Source organism: Micromonospora sp. NPDC023737, from assembly GCF_040639715.1.
GTDB lineage: Bacteria > Actinomycetota > Actinomycetes > Mycobacteriales > Micromonosporaceae > Micromonospora.
This window is the reverse complement of record NZ_JBFAAL010000002.1, coordinates 233,668-247,208: the sequence shown is the minus strand read 5'-3', so window position 1 is coordinate 247,208 and position 13,541 is coordinate 233,668. Positions and strand designations below refer to the sequence as shown.

The following is a 13,541-nucleotide window of genomic DNA, read 5'->3' as shown; positions in this document are numbered from 1 at the left end:
CGACGGTTGCCCACGCGAACCAATTACCAGCTGGCGGACGAGGTCTTCGTCACCTGCTGATCAGCGATCGACCTGCGTGAAGTCCCACGAGTGCGGCGGCCGGGCGACCAGCATCGGCGGCGGGTCAGGTAGCGCCCTCGGGTCGCTGCGCCACTTCGAGATCACCACGACCCGGTGGTCGGTGGAGGAGAAGACCTCACTGGAGAGGTGGCGGGGGTCGTGCTCGAACTCCGGCAGGGCCGTGTCGCAGACCCAGGTGATCAGGTCGGCGAGGCCGTACGACTCCGCACGCGCCTCCCACATCCGGACGATCACTCCGCGTCCCCGGGAACGCTGACGACGGTCAGCGGCATGGCCGAGTCGGCGGGCAGGTCGAGCCGGCTGGGTGCCACCCCGGAGGCGACCAGGTGCGAGCCGAGCGCGGCGACCATCGCCCCGTTGTCGGTGCAGAGCCGGGGCCGGGGCACCCGGACCCGGATGCCGTACTTCTCGGCCCGGTGCTCGGCCATCGCCCGCAACCGCGAGTTCGCCGCGACTCCCCCGCCGATCACCAGCGTGTCGATGCCGTTGGCGCGGCACGCGTCCAGCGCCTTCGCCGTGAGCACGTCGCAGACCGCCTCCTGGAAGGAGGCCGCCACGTCGGCGACCGGCACCGGCTCACCGGCCCGCTGGCGGGCCTCCACCCAACGCGCCACGGCGGTCTTCAAACCAGAGAAGGAGAAGTCGTAGCGGTGGGCGGCAAGGTCCTTGGCGGCGGTGAGCCCGCGCGGGAAACCAATGGACTCCGCGTCGCCGGACCGGGCTTCCCGGTCGATCGGCGGCCCACCGGGGAAAGGCAGCCCGAGCAGCCGCGCCACCTTGTCGAACGCCTCGCCGGCCGCGTCGTCGATGGTGGCGCCGAGCGGCGTGACGCCGCGGGCCAGATCGTCGACGAGCAGCAGCGAGGAGTGCCCACCGGAGACCAGCAGCGCGACCGCCGGCTCGGGCAGCGGCCCGTGCTCCAGGGTGTCGACGGCGACGTGCGCGGCGAGGTGGTTCACCCCGTAGACCGGCTTCTCGGCGGCGAGCGCGTACCCCTTGGCGGCGGCCACGCCGACCAGCAGCGCGCCGGCCAGCCCCGGACCGGAGGTGACGGCGATCGCGTCGATGTCGGCGATGGTCACGCCGGCCTCGGCCAGCGCCCGGTCCATCGTCGGCACGATCGCCTCCAGGTGGGCCCGGCTCGCCACCTCGGGCACCACACCGCCGAACCGGGCGTGCTCCTCGACGCTGGAAGCGAGCGCGTCCGCGAGCAGGGTGTGCCCGCGAACGATCCCGACCCCCGTCTCGTCGCAGGAGGTCTCGATGCCGAGGATGAGGGGTTCGTCAGCCATGGGTCAGTCCTCGTTCCGCTGCATGACCAGCGCGTCCGTGTTACTCGATTGGTAGTAGCCACGCCGGATGCCGACCGGCTCGAAGCCGTACATGGCGTAGAGCCGCTGGGCCGGCGCGTTGTCCGCCGCGACCTCGAGCAGGGTGCGTCGGGCGCCGAGCCGGGCCGCCTCGGCGAGCAGATCCTCGAGGAGGAGCCGGCCGATCCCCCGCCGCTGGACGTCCCGCCGTACCGCGATGTTCTGCACCCACGCCTCATCGGGTGGCACCATCGTGAGCCCGGCGTAGCCGAGCAGATTGCCGCCGCCGTCGGTGGCAACCCGGTAGTAGTGCCCGTTGGCCAGCTCGTTCCAGAACATCGCCGCCGACCACTGCTCGGCGCCGAACAGATCCGCCTCGGTCGGAAGTACCTCGTCGATGTGCCACCAGCGGAACCGGCCGAGCCGGACCGCGCTCACGGTGCCACCTCGGTTCGCGACTGCGGGGCTCGCAAACCCGGCTCACTCCTCGCGCTCACGGCGACACCTTCGTTCGCGACTGCGGGGCTCGCAAACCCGGCTCACTCCTCGCGCTCACGGGAGGACCGGCTTGCGGGCGATCGACGCCACGGCGTCCGGGCGGCGCAGATAGAGCGGGGTGAGCCGTTCGCCGGGCGCGCCGGCACGGATCCGTTCGCCGGCCAGCCGGGCCAGGGCGATCGGATCCGGGTAGCGGGGCTCCGGGCGGACGGGCAGCCCCAGGACATCGCCGTACCGGTGCGCGCCGTCCCCCACCGCGACGGTGACCGCCAGGTCACGGGCCCGCTCGCCGACCACCGCGGGGGCGTCGACCTCCGGCCCGGCGATCCGCTGGCCCGCGCCGTCGTAGACCGCCCAGTAGACCTCCTTGCGGCGCGCGTCGCTCACCGCCAGGACCGGCTCGCCGGCGGCCGCCGGGTAGCCGATGCCGTCGAGCGAGCAGACGCCGTACGTGGGGACGCCGAGCACCTGGCCCATGGTGGCGGCCGTGACCAGACCCACCCGCAGTCCGGTGAACGGCCCCGGGCCGAGCCCGGCGACGATCGCCGCGAGGTCGGCAGGGCGAGCGTCCGCCTCGGCGAGGACGGCGTCCACCTCAGGGGCGAGCAGTTCACCGTGCGCCCGGGCGTCGACCGTGCACCGGTGCGCCCGCAACGCGACGCCGTCCGCCGAGACCTCGACGAGCGCCGCGGTCACCGCAGGGGTCGAGCTGTCCACTACGAGTACGAGCACGGTATGCCAGCCTAGCCGCCCGTCTCGTCACGCCGGGTGACGCCCCGCCCCCCGCCGGACGCTCCGGACGCCCGCCGTCGCCGGCCGCCTCTCGACCCGCTGCCGCGTCCCCACCACCGCGCCGTCCACTACCGCGCCGTCCACTACCGCGTCCCGGTGCCGCCCCTCCACTGCCGGTCCCCGCCACCGCGCTACCCGCGCCCACATGCTCCATCCGTTGGTCCTTGCCACCACCCGGATCATCGCCATCTGGCTATCGAGTCGCGGTCGTCGGGGGGGGGCAACTACTCATGAGCCTGATACCTCAGAGGCATAAAAATGCCTCTGAGGTATCAGGCTCACTACCAACACACGCTGCTGGGCGGGTGCGGCGGGCAGTCGGCTCGGGCCACGATCGGCGACGGGCCGGCGGAGCCGGTCGAGCCGGTCGGGTCGGTCGGGTCGGTCGAGTCGGGTAGTTGCCTCTGCGGTACCGCGGCGGCAACGTCATGCTCCACGATTCCCGCCATGTCGAGCCGCCTGGTGAGCATCCTCGGCCGTACCGTGCGGCAGCAGCGCGAGTCGCACGGGCTGACCCAACGGCAGCTGGCCGACCTGGCCGGAGTCAGTCAGGCCTCTGTGGCCCGCATCGAGCGTGGCGACCGCACGCCTGGCCTGCCCGTGCTGGAGAGCCTGCTCGCCGCGATGAACGTGCAGCTCACGGTTGCGGTCGAGCCGCTCGACGCACACCTGGACGCCGAACTGGCCCAGCTCGCCACCCGGCCGCTGGCCGAGCTGATCGACCGCTTGAACCTGGACCGGCTGCTCGACCGGCTCGGCGACCTGCCGAATGCCATCACCGGGGCGACCGCCGCGCTGCTGCAGGGGGCACCGCTACCGGTCGACGCGCCGGAGCTGGCGATCCGCTGGCGCGACTCCGCCCGCTTGACCCGCTGGCTGGAGACTGCGTACGGGCAGCGGTGGAACGCCCGGTGGAGCGAGTTCGGCGGACTGCACCTGGAGCCCGAGGAGCCCGGCGAGCATCGCTGGCGAACCCGGTACGGGGAGATCCGGGCGGTCATGTGCGACGAACTGCCCGACACTGTCGAGGTCCGGCACGGCGGGCGGAGCTACCGAGTGGTGCCGCTGGTCGAGCTGGAGGTGACCGATCCGCGCACGGCCGCCCTGCTGCGCCGCTACCGCGAAGGGCACCTCCGCCGGACATGACGACCGCCACCGGCGGCACCGACCACCGATCGGGACGAACCGTCAGCCGGCGGACCGCTCCCAGTCGATGGTGGGACGGCCGGCGTCGGCGAGGGCCTTGTTGGCCGCGCTGAACGGCCGGCTGCCGAGAAAGCCGCGCGGGTTCATCGGGCTGGGGTGGCCGGCCTCCAGCACCACGTGCTGCGGGTTACCGACCAGGGCCGCCTTCTTGCGGGCGTAGCCGCCCCAGAGCAGGAAGACCACCCGCTCGGGGAGCGCGTCGAGCGCCCGGATGGTGGCGTCGGTGAACTCCTCCCAACCCTGGTTGGCGTGGGAGCCGGGGGTGGCCTGCCGGACGGTCAGCACGCTGTTGAGCAGCAGCACACCCTGGGCCGCCCAGCCGGCGAGATTGCCGCTGCGCGGCTTCGGCACCCCGAGATCCTCACCGAGCTCCTTGAAGACGTTGCGCAGCGACGGCGGGACGGTCACCCCCTCGCGGACGCTGAAGCTGAGCCCGTGGGCCTGTCCGGCCCGGTGGTAGGGGTCCTGCCCGAGGATCAGCACCCGACACGCGTCCGGCGGGCAGAGCCGGTAGGCGGAGAAGAGGTCCTCAAGCGGCGGGAACACCGGCCCGGCCGCGTATTCGCGGGCGACGAACTCGCCCAGCGCAGCCGTGCGGGCCGGGTCGAGATGCGGGGTGAGCAGGGCACGCCACTCCTCCGGCAGGAGCGCCGGCAGGTCCAGGGCGGGAACGTCGGCCATCGGCAACCTTTCGCAGTCTGTCGGCCCTCTTCCTACCAGCCGCCCCTGACACGGCCGTACCCCTCCCGTGATGCACCCGCCCACCGCCGGGAGACCGGGAGAGGTTCGGCAGGTCAGGCGAGGGTGTCGAGGCGGTGCGGCCAGTCGCCGCCCACCGGCTCGAGCTCGACGATCCGGGTGTCGTCCTCTCGGCGGTCGATGCGTACGCGCAGGTGGGCGTCGGTGAGCTGCTCAACCAGGCCCTCGCCCCACTCGACCACGGTCACCGACTCGTCCACCGAGGCATCCAGGTCCAGGTCGTCGATCTCGGCACGCGGGTCGGCGGCGTCCCCCAGCCGGTAGGCGTCGGCGTGCACCAGCGCCACCCGCCCGCCCCGGGCCGGATCCGGCCGGTGCACCCGGGCGATCACGAACGTCGGCGAAGTGATCTCGCCCTGCACCCCGAGCCCGGCGCCGATGCCCTGGGTCAGAGCGGTCTTACCCGCGCCCAGCGGACCGGTCAGCAGGACCAGGTCACCGGCGCGCAGCAGCTCGGCCAGCCGGCGGCCGAACTCGTGCGTGTCGGCCACGGTGGGCAGCTTCACGACGACCTTGTTCAACACTCCTCCAGGAACCTCGCCAACGCGGCGTTGACCTCGTCCGCGTGCTCCAGCATCACCACGTGCCCACTGTCGGGGATCTTGACGAACTCGGCGTGCGGCAGCCGGCGGACGATCTCCTCCGAGTGGGTCACCGGCGTGATCATGTCCTTGTCACCGACGACCACCAGCACCGGCGTATCGGCCAGCGCGGCCAACGCCGGGTACCGGGAGTGCGTGGCCAGCGTACGCAAGTACCGGGTGACCGTGTCCGCCGAGGTACGCGAGTTCATCGTCTCCACGTACGACACGAGGGCCGGGCTGGGGTTGCGGCCGCCGAAGCCGTACTTGCGGGTGAGCAGCCACGCCACGTTCGAGGTCGACTTGCGGGCCTTGTCGATGACCGTGCCGCCGTAGCGGGTGGCGTTGCTCATCATGTACAGCACCGGCCCACCGACCCGGCCGAGCAGCGCCGGCGCCACCAGTTTGGTCTCGGCGAGCAGACCACCCGACGTGGCCATCAGCACAGTGCCCACGACGCGGTCACCGAACATCTCCGGGAACAGTTCGGCGAAGGCCATGATGGTCATCCCACCCATCGAGTGACCGACCAGCACCAGCGGCCCCTCCGGGGCGGTCCGGTCGATCACGCGGCGGAGGGTGCGGCCGAGCACGGCTAGGTCGTACTCGCCGGTCTCCAGCCTGCCGGAGCGGCCGTGTCCGGGCTGGTCGTACGCGACCACCCGGTGCTCGCCGCGCTCGGTGAGCATCTTGCGCTGGAAGTAGAACGTCCCCATGTCCAGGCAGAAGCCGTGCACCAGGATCACCGTCGGACGGCCCGACCCCGGCCGGCTCGGCTCGACGACCTCGACGTGGATGTCGGTGCCGTCCGGCAGCTCCAACTGGAACGTCTCGTCGTACGGCTGCTGACCGAACGGCTCGCCCGCGTACGGGTCGGTCGAGCGGGACTTGAGCCGACGGACCAGGACACGTTCGGCGGCAAGGCCGGCGGCGGCGACACCCACCGCGGCACCGACCGCCCCGGCGACCCGCCCCGCCGCGCTGCGCGGCCGGGGGATGCGGTACGGACTCACGGCACCACCCCGGCTGGGGACCTCATGACGCTCACGGCCGCTCGCCGTCGTAGACGCGCGGCACCCGGCTGCTACCGAACCGGGTGACGACCTCGTAGTTGATGGTGTCCACGGCCTCGGCCCAGTCGTCGGCGGTCGGTTCACCGTCGGCGCCGCTGCCGAACAGGGTCACCACGTCGCCGGCCGCCACCTCGTCGTCGCCGCAGTCGAGCACGAACTGGTCCATGCAGACGCGGCCCGAGATGGTTCGCCGCGTGCCGGCGAGATGCACCGGACCGCAGTTGGAGGCGTGTCGGGGCACCCCGTCGGCGTAGCCGAGCGGCACCACGGCCAGGTTCGTCTCCCGATCCGTGGTGTACGTGTGCCCGTACGAGACGCCGGTGCCGGCCGGCACCCGCTTGGCGAGGATCACCCGGGCGCGGGCGGTCATCGCCGGGCGCAGGCCGAAGGTCTCCCCCGCGACCGGGGAGAGACCGTAGACAGCCAGTCCGGGCCGGACCAGGTCGAAGTGGGTGTCGGGCCGGGTCAGCGCGGCCGCCGAGTTGGCCAGGTGCCGGTAGCGGGGGCGCAACCCCGCCTGCTCGGCCATGGCCAGCCCCTCATGGAAGACGGCCAACTGCCGGTCGGTGGTCGGATGGCCCGGCATGTCGGCGTAGACGAAGTGGCTCCACACCCCGACCACCTCGACCAACCCGTCGCTCTGCGCCTTGGCGGCGGCCTTGAGCAGGGCCGGCCAGTCCGCGACGGTCGCCCCGCCCCGGGACAGCCCGGTGTCGATCTTCAGGTGCAGCTGGGCCGGGTGGTCGGCGCGTCGGCTCGCCTCGATCATCTCGTCGAGCTGGGGCAGGCTCGCGACGGCCAGGTCGACCCCGGCAGTGATCCCCTCCTCCAGCGGCAGCCCGGGTGCCAGCAGCCAGGCCAGCACGGGCGCGGTGATCCCCGCCCGCCGCAGCGCGAGCGCCTCGTCGAGCGTGCAGACGCCGAGCCAGGAGGCTCCGCCGTCCAGCGACGCGCGGGCGGCCGGAACCATGCCGTGCCCGTACCCGTCGGCCTTCACCACCGCCATCACCTCGGCGGTGGTGCCCGACCGGAGCCGGTTCACGTTCTCACGGATCGCGTCAAGATCGACACGTACCTCGGCCTGCCACATGCGCCCAGCGTACTTTCCGCAGTGATCACGGCGCGGGCCGACGCACACGTGCGTGACCAGCGACGTGTCGGCTGCTCAGGTGTCCGCGCCGACGGAGGGCCGAGCCGGACGAGGCCACCTACCGGGGACGATCAGCCCAGCCGGGCGACCACCGGGCGGAGCGCCGCGGCCACGTCCGGCGCGGTCACCGGACCGCCCCGGGCCGCCTCCCGGCCGGCCAGCCCGTGCAGGTACGCCGCCGCGGCCGCCGCCCGCTCCGCCGGCAGGCCACCGGCGAGCAGCGAGCCGAGCAGCCCCGCCAGCACGTCACCGGTGCCGCCGGTGGCCAGCACCGGCGTTCCGGTCGGGTTGACGTACGCCCGACCGTCGGGGGTGCCGATCACCGTCCGGTCCCCCTTGAGCAGCACCACGGCGTTCATCCAGGCGGCGAGCCGCAGCGTGGCCCCGACCCGGTCGGTGCCCGGCGCCTCTCCGCAGAGCCGGGCGAACTCCCGGTCGTGCGGGGTGACCACGGTCGGGGCGTCCCGTTTGCGCAGGCTCTCGGCGAGGGAACCGTCGACGAGCAGGGTGAGCGCATCCGCGTCGAGCACCACCGGCACCGGCGCGGCGAGCACGGTGCGCAACTCGCTGGCGGCGTCCTCGCCGGTGCCCAGCCCGGAGCCGCAGACCCACGCCTGCACCCGACCGGCGTCGGCGACCCGAGCGGTGGCGATCACGGACGGGTGCTGGTGCAGCACCTCGGCGCGGGCGCCGCCGGCGTAGCGCACCATGCCGGTCGGCCCGGCCAGCGCCCCACCGACGGAGAGCACCGCCGCCCCCGGATACGTCGACGAGCCGGTGGCCACCCCGACCACGCCCCGCGTGTACTTCTCCGAGGCCGGGCCGAGCGTCGGCCACCACCGCACGATGTCCGACCACTCGGTCACCCGCAACTGCGGGGTGCCCCGCAGCCAGGGCGCAAGCCCGATGTCGACCAACTCGACCTGACCGGCGAGCGGAGCGGCCGGGCCCACCACCAGCGCGGCCTTCAACGCCCCGAAGGTCACCGTCACGTCGGCGCGGACCGCGTTCGGCCGACCGGAGGCGGACAGCGGCACGTCACCCGTGTCGACGGCGACCCCGCTGGGCACGTCGACGGCCACCACGGTGGCGCGTACCCCGTCGCGCCCGCAGCAGCCGGCCAGGCTGGCGGCCAACTGCTCGGCGGTCTCCCGAAGGCCGCCGGTGCCGCCGATGCCGACGATGCCGTCCAGTACCAGGTCGAGCACGGCCGGCGGCCGTTCGACGACCCGCCCGCCCGCCGCGCGCAGCGCGGCGAGCCCTTCGGCGTGCGCCCGGCCCGGGGCGAGCAGCAGGGCCGACACGGCCGCGCCGCGCCGGGCCAGGTGGGCACCGGCGAGGAGCGCGTCACCGCCGTTGTCCCCCGAACCGACCAGCAACAGCACCCGGGCGCCGTAGACACCGCCCCGGTCGTCGAGGATCAGCGCGCACCGGCGGGCCAGCCCGGCGGCCGCGCGTTGCATGAGCGTCCCGGGCGGAAGCGTGGCCAGCAGGCCGGCCTCCGCCGCGCGTACGTCCGCCACCCGCCACACCGGTCTCATGGCACCGCTCCCGTCCCACGTCCCGGGCACGCCCGTCGGCGGCCCGACCGATCTCAGCGTTCCGCGACCACCATCGCCGACGCGATCCCGCCGTCGTGGGACAGCGAGAGGTGCCAGCGACTGATTCCGCGCTCGACCGCCGCCGCGGCCACCGTGCCGGAGACGGTCAGCCAGGGTCGGCCGTCCGGATCCGGCACAATCTCGCAGTCGTGCCAGCTCAGGCCGGCCGGCGCGCCGAGCGCCTTGGCCACCGCCTCCTTCGCCGCGAACCGCGCGGCGAGGGACTCGGGCAAGCGCGGATTACCCGAGCGGGTGTAGCGCTCGGCGTCGGTGAACAGCCGCTCGGCGAGCAGCGGCGTCCGTTCCAGCGCCCGGGCGAACCGGTCGACCAGCACGACGTCGATGCCGACAGCGACGATCACCAGTTCACCCTACCGGCGCGGCGGCCGCGCACATTAGCCGCCGACCACCCGCCGGGCAACGCCTGTGGACGACCCGGGCGTACGCCCACCGCACGCCGTCCACAGGTCACCCGGCGCGCGCTTCCGGCCGCCTAGCGTCGTCCTGTCGATGTCGATCCATGCAGGGGGTGCGGGGATGGCTGAGGAGCCGTTCACGGTCCGGCCGGAGGCGCTGCGCGAGACCGCCCGGGCGCTGGGGGACGACGCGTACCGGCTGGCGCACGGGCTGGCCGGCACGCCGGGGCTGACCGTGGCCGCGCCGGGCTGGTCGACGGCTGCCGCGCTGGGCGCGCTGGAGGCGGCGGTGCACGGCTGGTTCGGCCGGCTCGGCGGCCGGGTGGCCGAGACGGCCGGATCGGTCCGGGCTTCCGTCGACGCCTACCGCGACGTCGATGACCGGGCTGCCCGCCGGCTCGCCACGGTGCCTCGATGACCACCGTCGGGTACGCCCAGTTGTGGGGCGCCGACCCGGGCGCGTGGCGTACCGCAGGTGCGCGGTGGGCCGGGCTGACGGCGCTGGTCGATCGCCGTGCGGCGGAGCTGGGTGCGCGGGGCGCGGCGTTGGCCGCGGGGTGGTCCGGCGCGGCGGCGACGGCAGCCAACGCCCGGTTGAGCGGGCTCGGCACCGACCTGACCTCGGTGCGGCCGGCACTGATCGAGGCCGACCAGGTGCTCGCCGACTTCGCGGCACGGATCTCGGCTGCGAAGGGGCAGCTGGCCGACGCGGTGGCCCTGGCGGACGCCGCCGGGCTGGCCATCGACCGGGACGGGCGGGTGGGCGTCGATCCGGCCCGGTCCCGGCCGAGCGAGCGCGACGGCCCGGCCGCAGCCCGGGTGGCAGCGGCGCTGCGGGCGGCGCTCGACGTGGCCGGGGCCGCCGACCGGGCGACCGCGGCGAAGCTGGCCGAACTCGCGGCGGCCGCCTCGGCGGGCTGGCAGGAGCCGCCGCCACCCGGGCGGCCCGGGCCGTCGGCCGACCCGGCACTCGTACGCGCCTGGTGGGCGGGGCTGACGCCGGCCCAGCGGCGCTGGCTGGTGGCGCAGGAGGCGGCGCTGGTCGGCCGGCTGGACGGGGTGCCGGTGGCGGCCCGTGACCAGGCCAACCGGCTACTCCTCGGCGTTCATCGCGCGGAGCTGCTCGCGCAGCGGGAGCAGCTGCTGGCCCGGATGCCACCGGCCCCGGTCGAGGCGGCCCGGCTGCACTGGCTCGCCGGTCGGCTGGCCGGCCTGGATTCGCTCACCGACCGGCTGACCGGGGCGGCGGGGCCACGCGCGTACCTGCTCGGGCTGGATCCGGCCGGCGAGGGGCGGGTGGTCGTCGCGCTCGGCGACCCGGACCATTCCGACCGGGTGCTGACGTACGTGCCGGGGATGACCGCCGGCCTCGACGACGCGCCCGGCGAGCTCGGCCGGGCGGGGCGGGTGCTGGGCCGCTGCGTCGAGCTGGCCCCGGCCGAGCGGAGCGCGGCCGTGCTCTGGTTGGACTACGACGCCCCGGATTTCCTGCACGAGGCGGTCACGGCCGGCCAGGCCCGGGACGCCGGCCCGGCGCTGCACCGTTTCCAGGAAGGGCTGCGGACCACCCACGAGGGCCCGCCCGCCCGGCAGACCGTGCTCGGGCACAGCTATGGGTCCCTCGTGGTGGGCACGGCCGCCCGGGAGCACGGTCTGGCGGCCGACGCCCTCGTCTTCGTCGGCTCACCGGGGGTGGGCGTGGAGCATGCCGCCGAGCTGCGCGTGCCACCCGACGAGGTCTGGGCGAGCAGCGCCTCGGACGACGTGATCCGGCTGGCCCGCGCGCCGGACGACCTGGCCCGGCGCGCTCTGTTCAACGCGTCGCCGTTGGCCGCTGCGCTCGGGTGGCCGGGGCACAGCGAGCATGAGCTGTGGTTCGGCCGGGACCCGGCCACGCCAGGCTTCGGTGGGCGGGTCTTCCCCAGCGGCCGGCACGGCCACACCGGCTACTGGGACGCGGACAATCCGGCGCTGGACGGCATGGCCCGCATCGTGCTCGGCCGTTGAAGGCCTGGGCGGCGGGAGCGGCCAGGCCCTGCCGGAACGGCCGGGCAGGGTCGTGGTCGGATGCCGGGGACGCCGAGCCCCGGCCGCCGGAGAAGACCGAGCCCCGGTCGCCGGTGGTGGCGGCCGGGGCCGGACGGGTCGTCGGGGCTACTCGACGGTGACCGACTTCGCGAGGTTGCGCGGCTGGTCGACGTCGTGTCCACGGGCGGCGGCGATCTCGGCCGCGAGCACCTGCATCGGCACGGTGGTGACCAGCGGAGAGAGCAGGGTGGGCGTACGCGGCACGTAGATCAGGTGATCTGCGTAGCGGACGACCGCCTCGTCCCCCTCCTCCGCGATCACGATGGTCCGGGCGCCGCGGGCGCGTACCTCCTGGATGTTGGAGACGACCTTGTCGTGCAGCACACCCCGGCCGGCCGGCGACGGCACCACGCAGACCACCGGGGTGCCCTTGTCGATCAGCGAGATCGGCCCGTGCTTCAGCTCGCCGGCGGCGAAGCCCTCGGCGTGCATGTACGCCAACTCCTTGAGCTTGAGCGCGCCCTCCAGGGCGACCGGGTAGCCGACGTGCCGGCCGATGAAGAGGATCGTCGGCTCGGACTTCAGCTCGCGGGCCAGCTCCCGCACCGGCTCGATGCGCTCGAGCAACTCGCGCAGCTTGGCCGGGACTTCCTGGAGCTGGGCGACCACCGCGGCGACCTCGTCGGCGAACTTGATGCCACGCACCTGGGCCAGGTGCAGGCCGATCAGGTAGCAGGCGACCACCTGGGTGAGGAACGCCTTGGTGGAGGCGACGGCGATCTCCGGCCCGCCGTGCGTGTAGAGGACCGCGTCGGACTCACGGGGGATGGTGGAGCCGTTGGTGTTGCAGATGGCGAGCACCCGCGCCTTCTGCTCCTTGGCGTGCCGAAGCGCCATCAGCGTGTCCATCGTCTCGCCGGACTGCGAGATGACCACGATCAGCGTGGACCGGTCGAGCACCGGATCGCGGTAGCGGAACTCGCTGGCCAGCTCCACCTCACAGGGGATCCGGGTCCAGTGCTCGATGGCGTACTTGGCGACCAGGCCGGCGTGGTAGGAGGTGCCGCAGGCGACGATGAAGATCTTGTCGACGTCCCGCAGATCCTGGTCGCTGAGGCGGACCTCGTCCAGCGCGATCTCGCCGGACTCGGTGAGCCGGCCGAGCAGGGTGTCGGCGACCGCCTGGGGCTGCTCCTCGATCTCCTTGAGCATGAACCAGTCGTAGCCACCCTTCTCGGCGGCGGACGAGTCCCAGTCGATGTGGAAGTCCTTGCCGGTGGCGGGCTGGCCGTCGAAGTCGGTGATCTCGATCATGTCGCCGGTGATCAGGACGATCTGGTCCTGACCCAGCTCCACCGCGTCACGGGTGTGCTCGATGAATGCGGCGACGTCGGAGGCGAGGTAATTCTCCCCCTGGCCTCGGCCCACCACCAGCGGGGAGTTGCGCCGCGCGCCGACCACGGCGCCGGGTACGCCCGCGTCGACGGCGAGCAGGGTGAACGCGCCCTCCAGCCGCTGGCAGACCACCCGCATGGCGGCGGCGAGCAGCTGCGGACCGTCCGCTTGGCCGGCGGCGCGGAGGTCGGCCAGGGCGGCGGCGAGCAGGTGGGCCGCGCACTCGGTGTCGGTGTCGCTGCTGAACTGGACGCCCTCGGCCTCCAGTTCAGCGCGGAGCTTCGCGAAGTTCTCGATGATGCCGTTGTGGATCACGGCGACCCGGCCGTCCGGGGATACGTGCGGGTGGGCGTTGCGGTCGGTGGGACCGCCGTGGGTGGCCCAGCGGGTGTGCCCGATGGCGGTGGTGCCGTCACCGATGCCGATGGGGCTGGCCGCGCAGGACGTGGGGTCTTCGGCGGCGCGCTCGGAGAGCACCTTCTCCAGGTTGGCCAGCTTGCCGGCCTTCTTCTCCGTCAGCAGCTCCCCGTCGCACACGACGGCGACGCCTGCCGAGTCGTAGCCGCGGTACTCCAGCCGCCGCAGCCCGTCGAGCACGATGCCGAGCGCCGGCCGCGCGCCGGCGTAACCCACGATTCCACACATGGTCCG

Annotated in this window: 14 protein-coding genes; 3 read left to right on the top strand and 11 right to left on the bottom strand. The window is 73.8% G+C overall.

The genetic code is table 11. The features are described 5' to 3' along the window. Positions 1 to 60 precede the first annotated feature (60 nt). The 4 genes from AB0F98_RS06570 to tsaB form a co-directional block, all read right to left on the bottom strand. Positions 61 to 315: a hypothetical protein gene (locus AB0F98_RS06570; protein WP_357729680.1), complete on the bottom strand. Its 255-nt coding sequence runs from the start codon at positions 313 to 315 to the stop codon at positions 61 to 63. Continuing rightward, positions 312 to 1,373 carry a tRNA (adenosine(37)-N6)-threonylcarbamoyltransferase complex transferase subunit TsaD gene (tsaD, locus tag AB0F98_RS06565; RefSeq protein WP_357729677.1) on the bottom strand — a complete coding sequence of 354 codons (1,062 nt, stop codon included), beginning with the start codon at positions 1,371 to 1,373 and terminating at the stop codon, positions 312 to 314. Before tsaD ends, AB0F98_RS06570 begins: the two co-directional genes overlap by 4 nt. 3 nt (positions 1,374 to 1,376) lie before the next feature. Continuing rightward, the gene (gene rimI, locus AB0F98_RS06560; RefSeq protein ID WP_357729674.1) at positions 1,377 to 1,829 is read right to left on the bottom strand and encodes a ribosomal protein S18-alanine N-acetyltransferase; all 453 of its coding nucleotides are present in this window, start codon (positions 1,827 to 1,829) and stop codon (positions 1,377 to 1,379) included. A 114-nt stretch (positions 1,830 to 1,943) separates the two neighbouring features. Continuing rightward, on the bottom strand, positions 1,944 to 2,621 hold the full coding sequence (gene tsaB / locus AB0F98_RS06555) for a tRNA (adenosine(37)-N6)-threonylcarbamoyltransferase complex dimerization subunit type 1 TsaB (RefSeq protein ID WP_357729671.1): 678 nt from the start codon (positions 2,619 to 2,621) through the stop codon (positions 1,944 to 1,946). 507 nt (positions 2,622 to 3,128) lie between these two features. Here tsaB and AB0F98_RS06550 point away from each other — a divergent pair. Next, positions 3,129 to 3,827, top strand: a complete 699-nt coding sequence (locus AB0F98_RS06550; RefSeq protein ID WP_357729668.1) for a helix-turn-helix transcriptional regulator — start codon at positions 3,129 to 3,131, stop codon at positions 3,825 to 3,827. 42 nt (positions 3,828 to 3,869) lie between these two features. Here the strand turns inward: AB0F98_RS06550 and ung are convergent, their stop codons facing one another. The 6 genes from ung to AB0F98_RS06520 form a co-directional block, all read right to left on the bottom strand. Further along, positions 3,870 to 4,568 (bottom strand): uracil-DNA glycosylase, encoded by a 699-nt coding sequence (ung, locus tag AB0F98_RS06545; RefSeq protein ID WP_357729665.1) that lies wholly within the window; start codon positions 4,566 to 4,568, stop codon positions 3,870 to 3,872. Positions 4,569 to 4,681: 113 nt separating this feature from the next. Then, positions 4,682 to 5,170, bottom strand: coding sequence for a tRNA (adenosine(37)-N6)-threonylcarbamoyltransferase complex ATPase subunit type 1 TsaE (gene tsaE / locus AB0F98_RS06540; protein WP_357729662.1), 489 nt, complete (start codon positions 5,168 to 5,170; stop codon positions 4,682 to 4,684). After that, on the bottom strand, positions 5,164 to 6,240 hold the full coding sequence (locus tag AB0F98_RS06535; RefSeq protein WP_357729659.1) for an alpha/beta hydrolase: 1,077 nt from the start codon (positions 6,238 to 6,240) through the stop codon (positions 5,164 to 5,166). The genes tsaE and AB0F98_RS06535 overlap by 7 nt, the downstream gene beginning before the upstream one ends. A 31-nt stretch (positions 6,241 to 6,271) precedes the next feature. After that, positions 6,272 to 7,390, bottom strand: a complete 1,119-nt coding sequence (gene alr / locus AB0F98_RS06530; RefSeq protein WP_357729656.1) for an alanine racemase — start codon at positions 7,388 to 7,390, stop codon at positions 6,272 to 6,274. A gap of 131 nt (positions 7,391 to 7,521) precedes the next feature. Further along, on the bottom strand, positions 7,522 to 8,991 hold the full coding sequence (locus tag AB0F98_RS06525) for an NAD(P)H-hydrate dehydratase (RefSeq protein ID WP_357729653.1): 1,470 nt from the start codon (positions 8,989 to 8,991) through the stop codon (positions 7,522 to 7,524). A gap of 53 nt (positions 8,992 to 9,044) precedes the next feature. Beyond that, positions 9,045 to 9,413, bottom strand: a complete 369-nt coding sequence (locus AB0F98_RS06520; RefSeq protein WP_357729650.1) for a holo-ACP synthase — start codon at positions 9,411 to 9,413, stop codon at positions 9,045 to 9,047. Positions 9,414 to 9,588: 175 nt separating this feature from the next. Between AB0F98_RS06520 and AB0F98_RS06515 the strand changes: the two genes are divergently transcribed. Next, on the top strand, positions 9,589 to 9,885 hold the full coding sequence (locus AB0F98_RS06515; RefSeq protein ID WP_357729647.1) for a type VII secretion target: 297 nt from the start codon (positions 9,589 to 9,591) through the stop codon (positions 9,883 to 9,885). Next, positions 9,882 to 11,474, top strand: coding sequence for an alpha/beta hydrolase (locus AB0F98_RS06510; RefSeq protein ID WP_357729644.1), 1,593 nt, complete (start codon positions 9,882 to 9,884; stop codon positions 11,472 to 11,474). Before AB0F98_RS06515 ends, AB0F98_RS06510 begins: the two co-directional genes overlap by 4 nt. Positions 11,475 to 11,621: 147 nt before the next feature. Here the strand turns inward: AB0F98_RS06510 and glmS are convergent, their stop codons facing one another. Beyond that, positions 11,622 to 13,535, bottom strand: coding sequence for a glutamine--fructose-6-phosphate transaminase (isomerizing) (glmS, locus tag AB0F98_RS06505; RefSeq protein WP_357729641.1), 1,914 nt, complete (start codon positions 13,533 to 13,535; stop codon positions 11,622 to 11,624). Between the last annotated feature and the right edge of the window lie 6 nt (positions 13,536 to 13,541).

Bases quoted from the DNA above. Each gene is read 5' to 3' on its own strand.
- tsaD (WP_357729677.1), bottom strand. From the start codon at position 1,373: ATGGCTGACGAACCCCTCATCCTCGGCATCGAGACCTCCTGCGACGAG.
- AB0F98_RS06550 (WP_357729668.1), top strand. From the start codon at position 3,129: ATGTCGAGCCGCCTGGTGAGCATCCTCGGCCGTACCGTGCGGCAGCAG.
- ung (WP_357729665.1), bottom strand. From the start codon at position 4,568: ATGGCCGACGTTCCCGCCCTGGACCTGCCGGCGCTCCTGCCGGAGGAG.
- alr (WP_357729656.1), bottom strand. From the start codon at position 7,390: ATGTGGCAGGCCGAGGTACGTGTCGATCTTGACGCGATCCGTGAGAAC.
- AB0F98_RS06525 (WP_357729653.1), bottom strand. From the start codon at position 8,991: ATGAGACCGGTGTGGCGGGTGGCGGACGTACGCGCGGCGGAGGCCGGC.
- AB0F98_RS06515 (WP_357729647.1), top strand. From the start codon at position 9,589: ATGGCTGAGGAGCCGTTCACGGTCCGGCCGGAGGCGCTGCGCGAGACC.
- AB0F98_RS06510 (WP_357729644.1), top strand. From the start codon at position 9,882: ATGACCACCGTCGGGTACGCCCAGTTGTGGGGCGCCGACCCGGGCGCG.
- glmS (WP_357729641.1), bottom strand. From the start codon at position 13,535: ATGTGTGGAATCGTGGGTTACGCCGGCGCGCGGCCGGCGCTCGGCATC.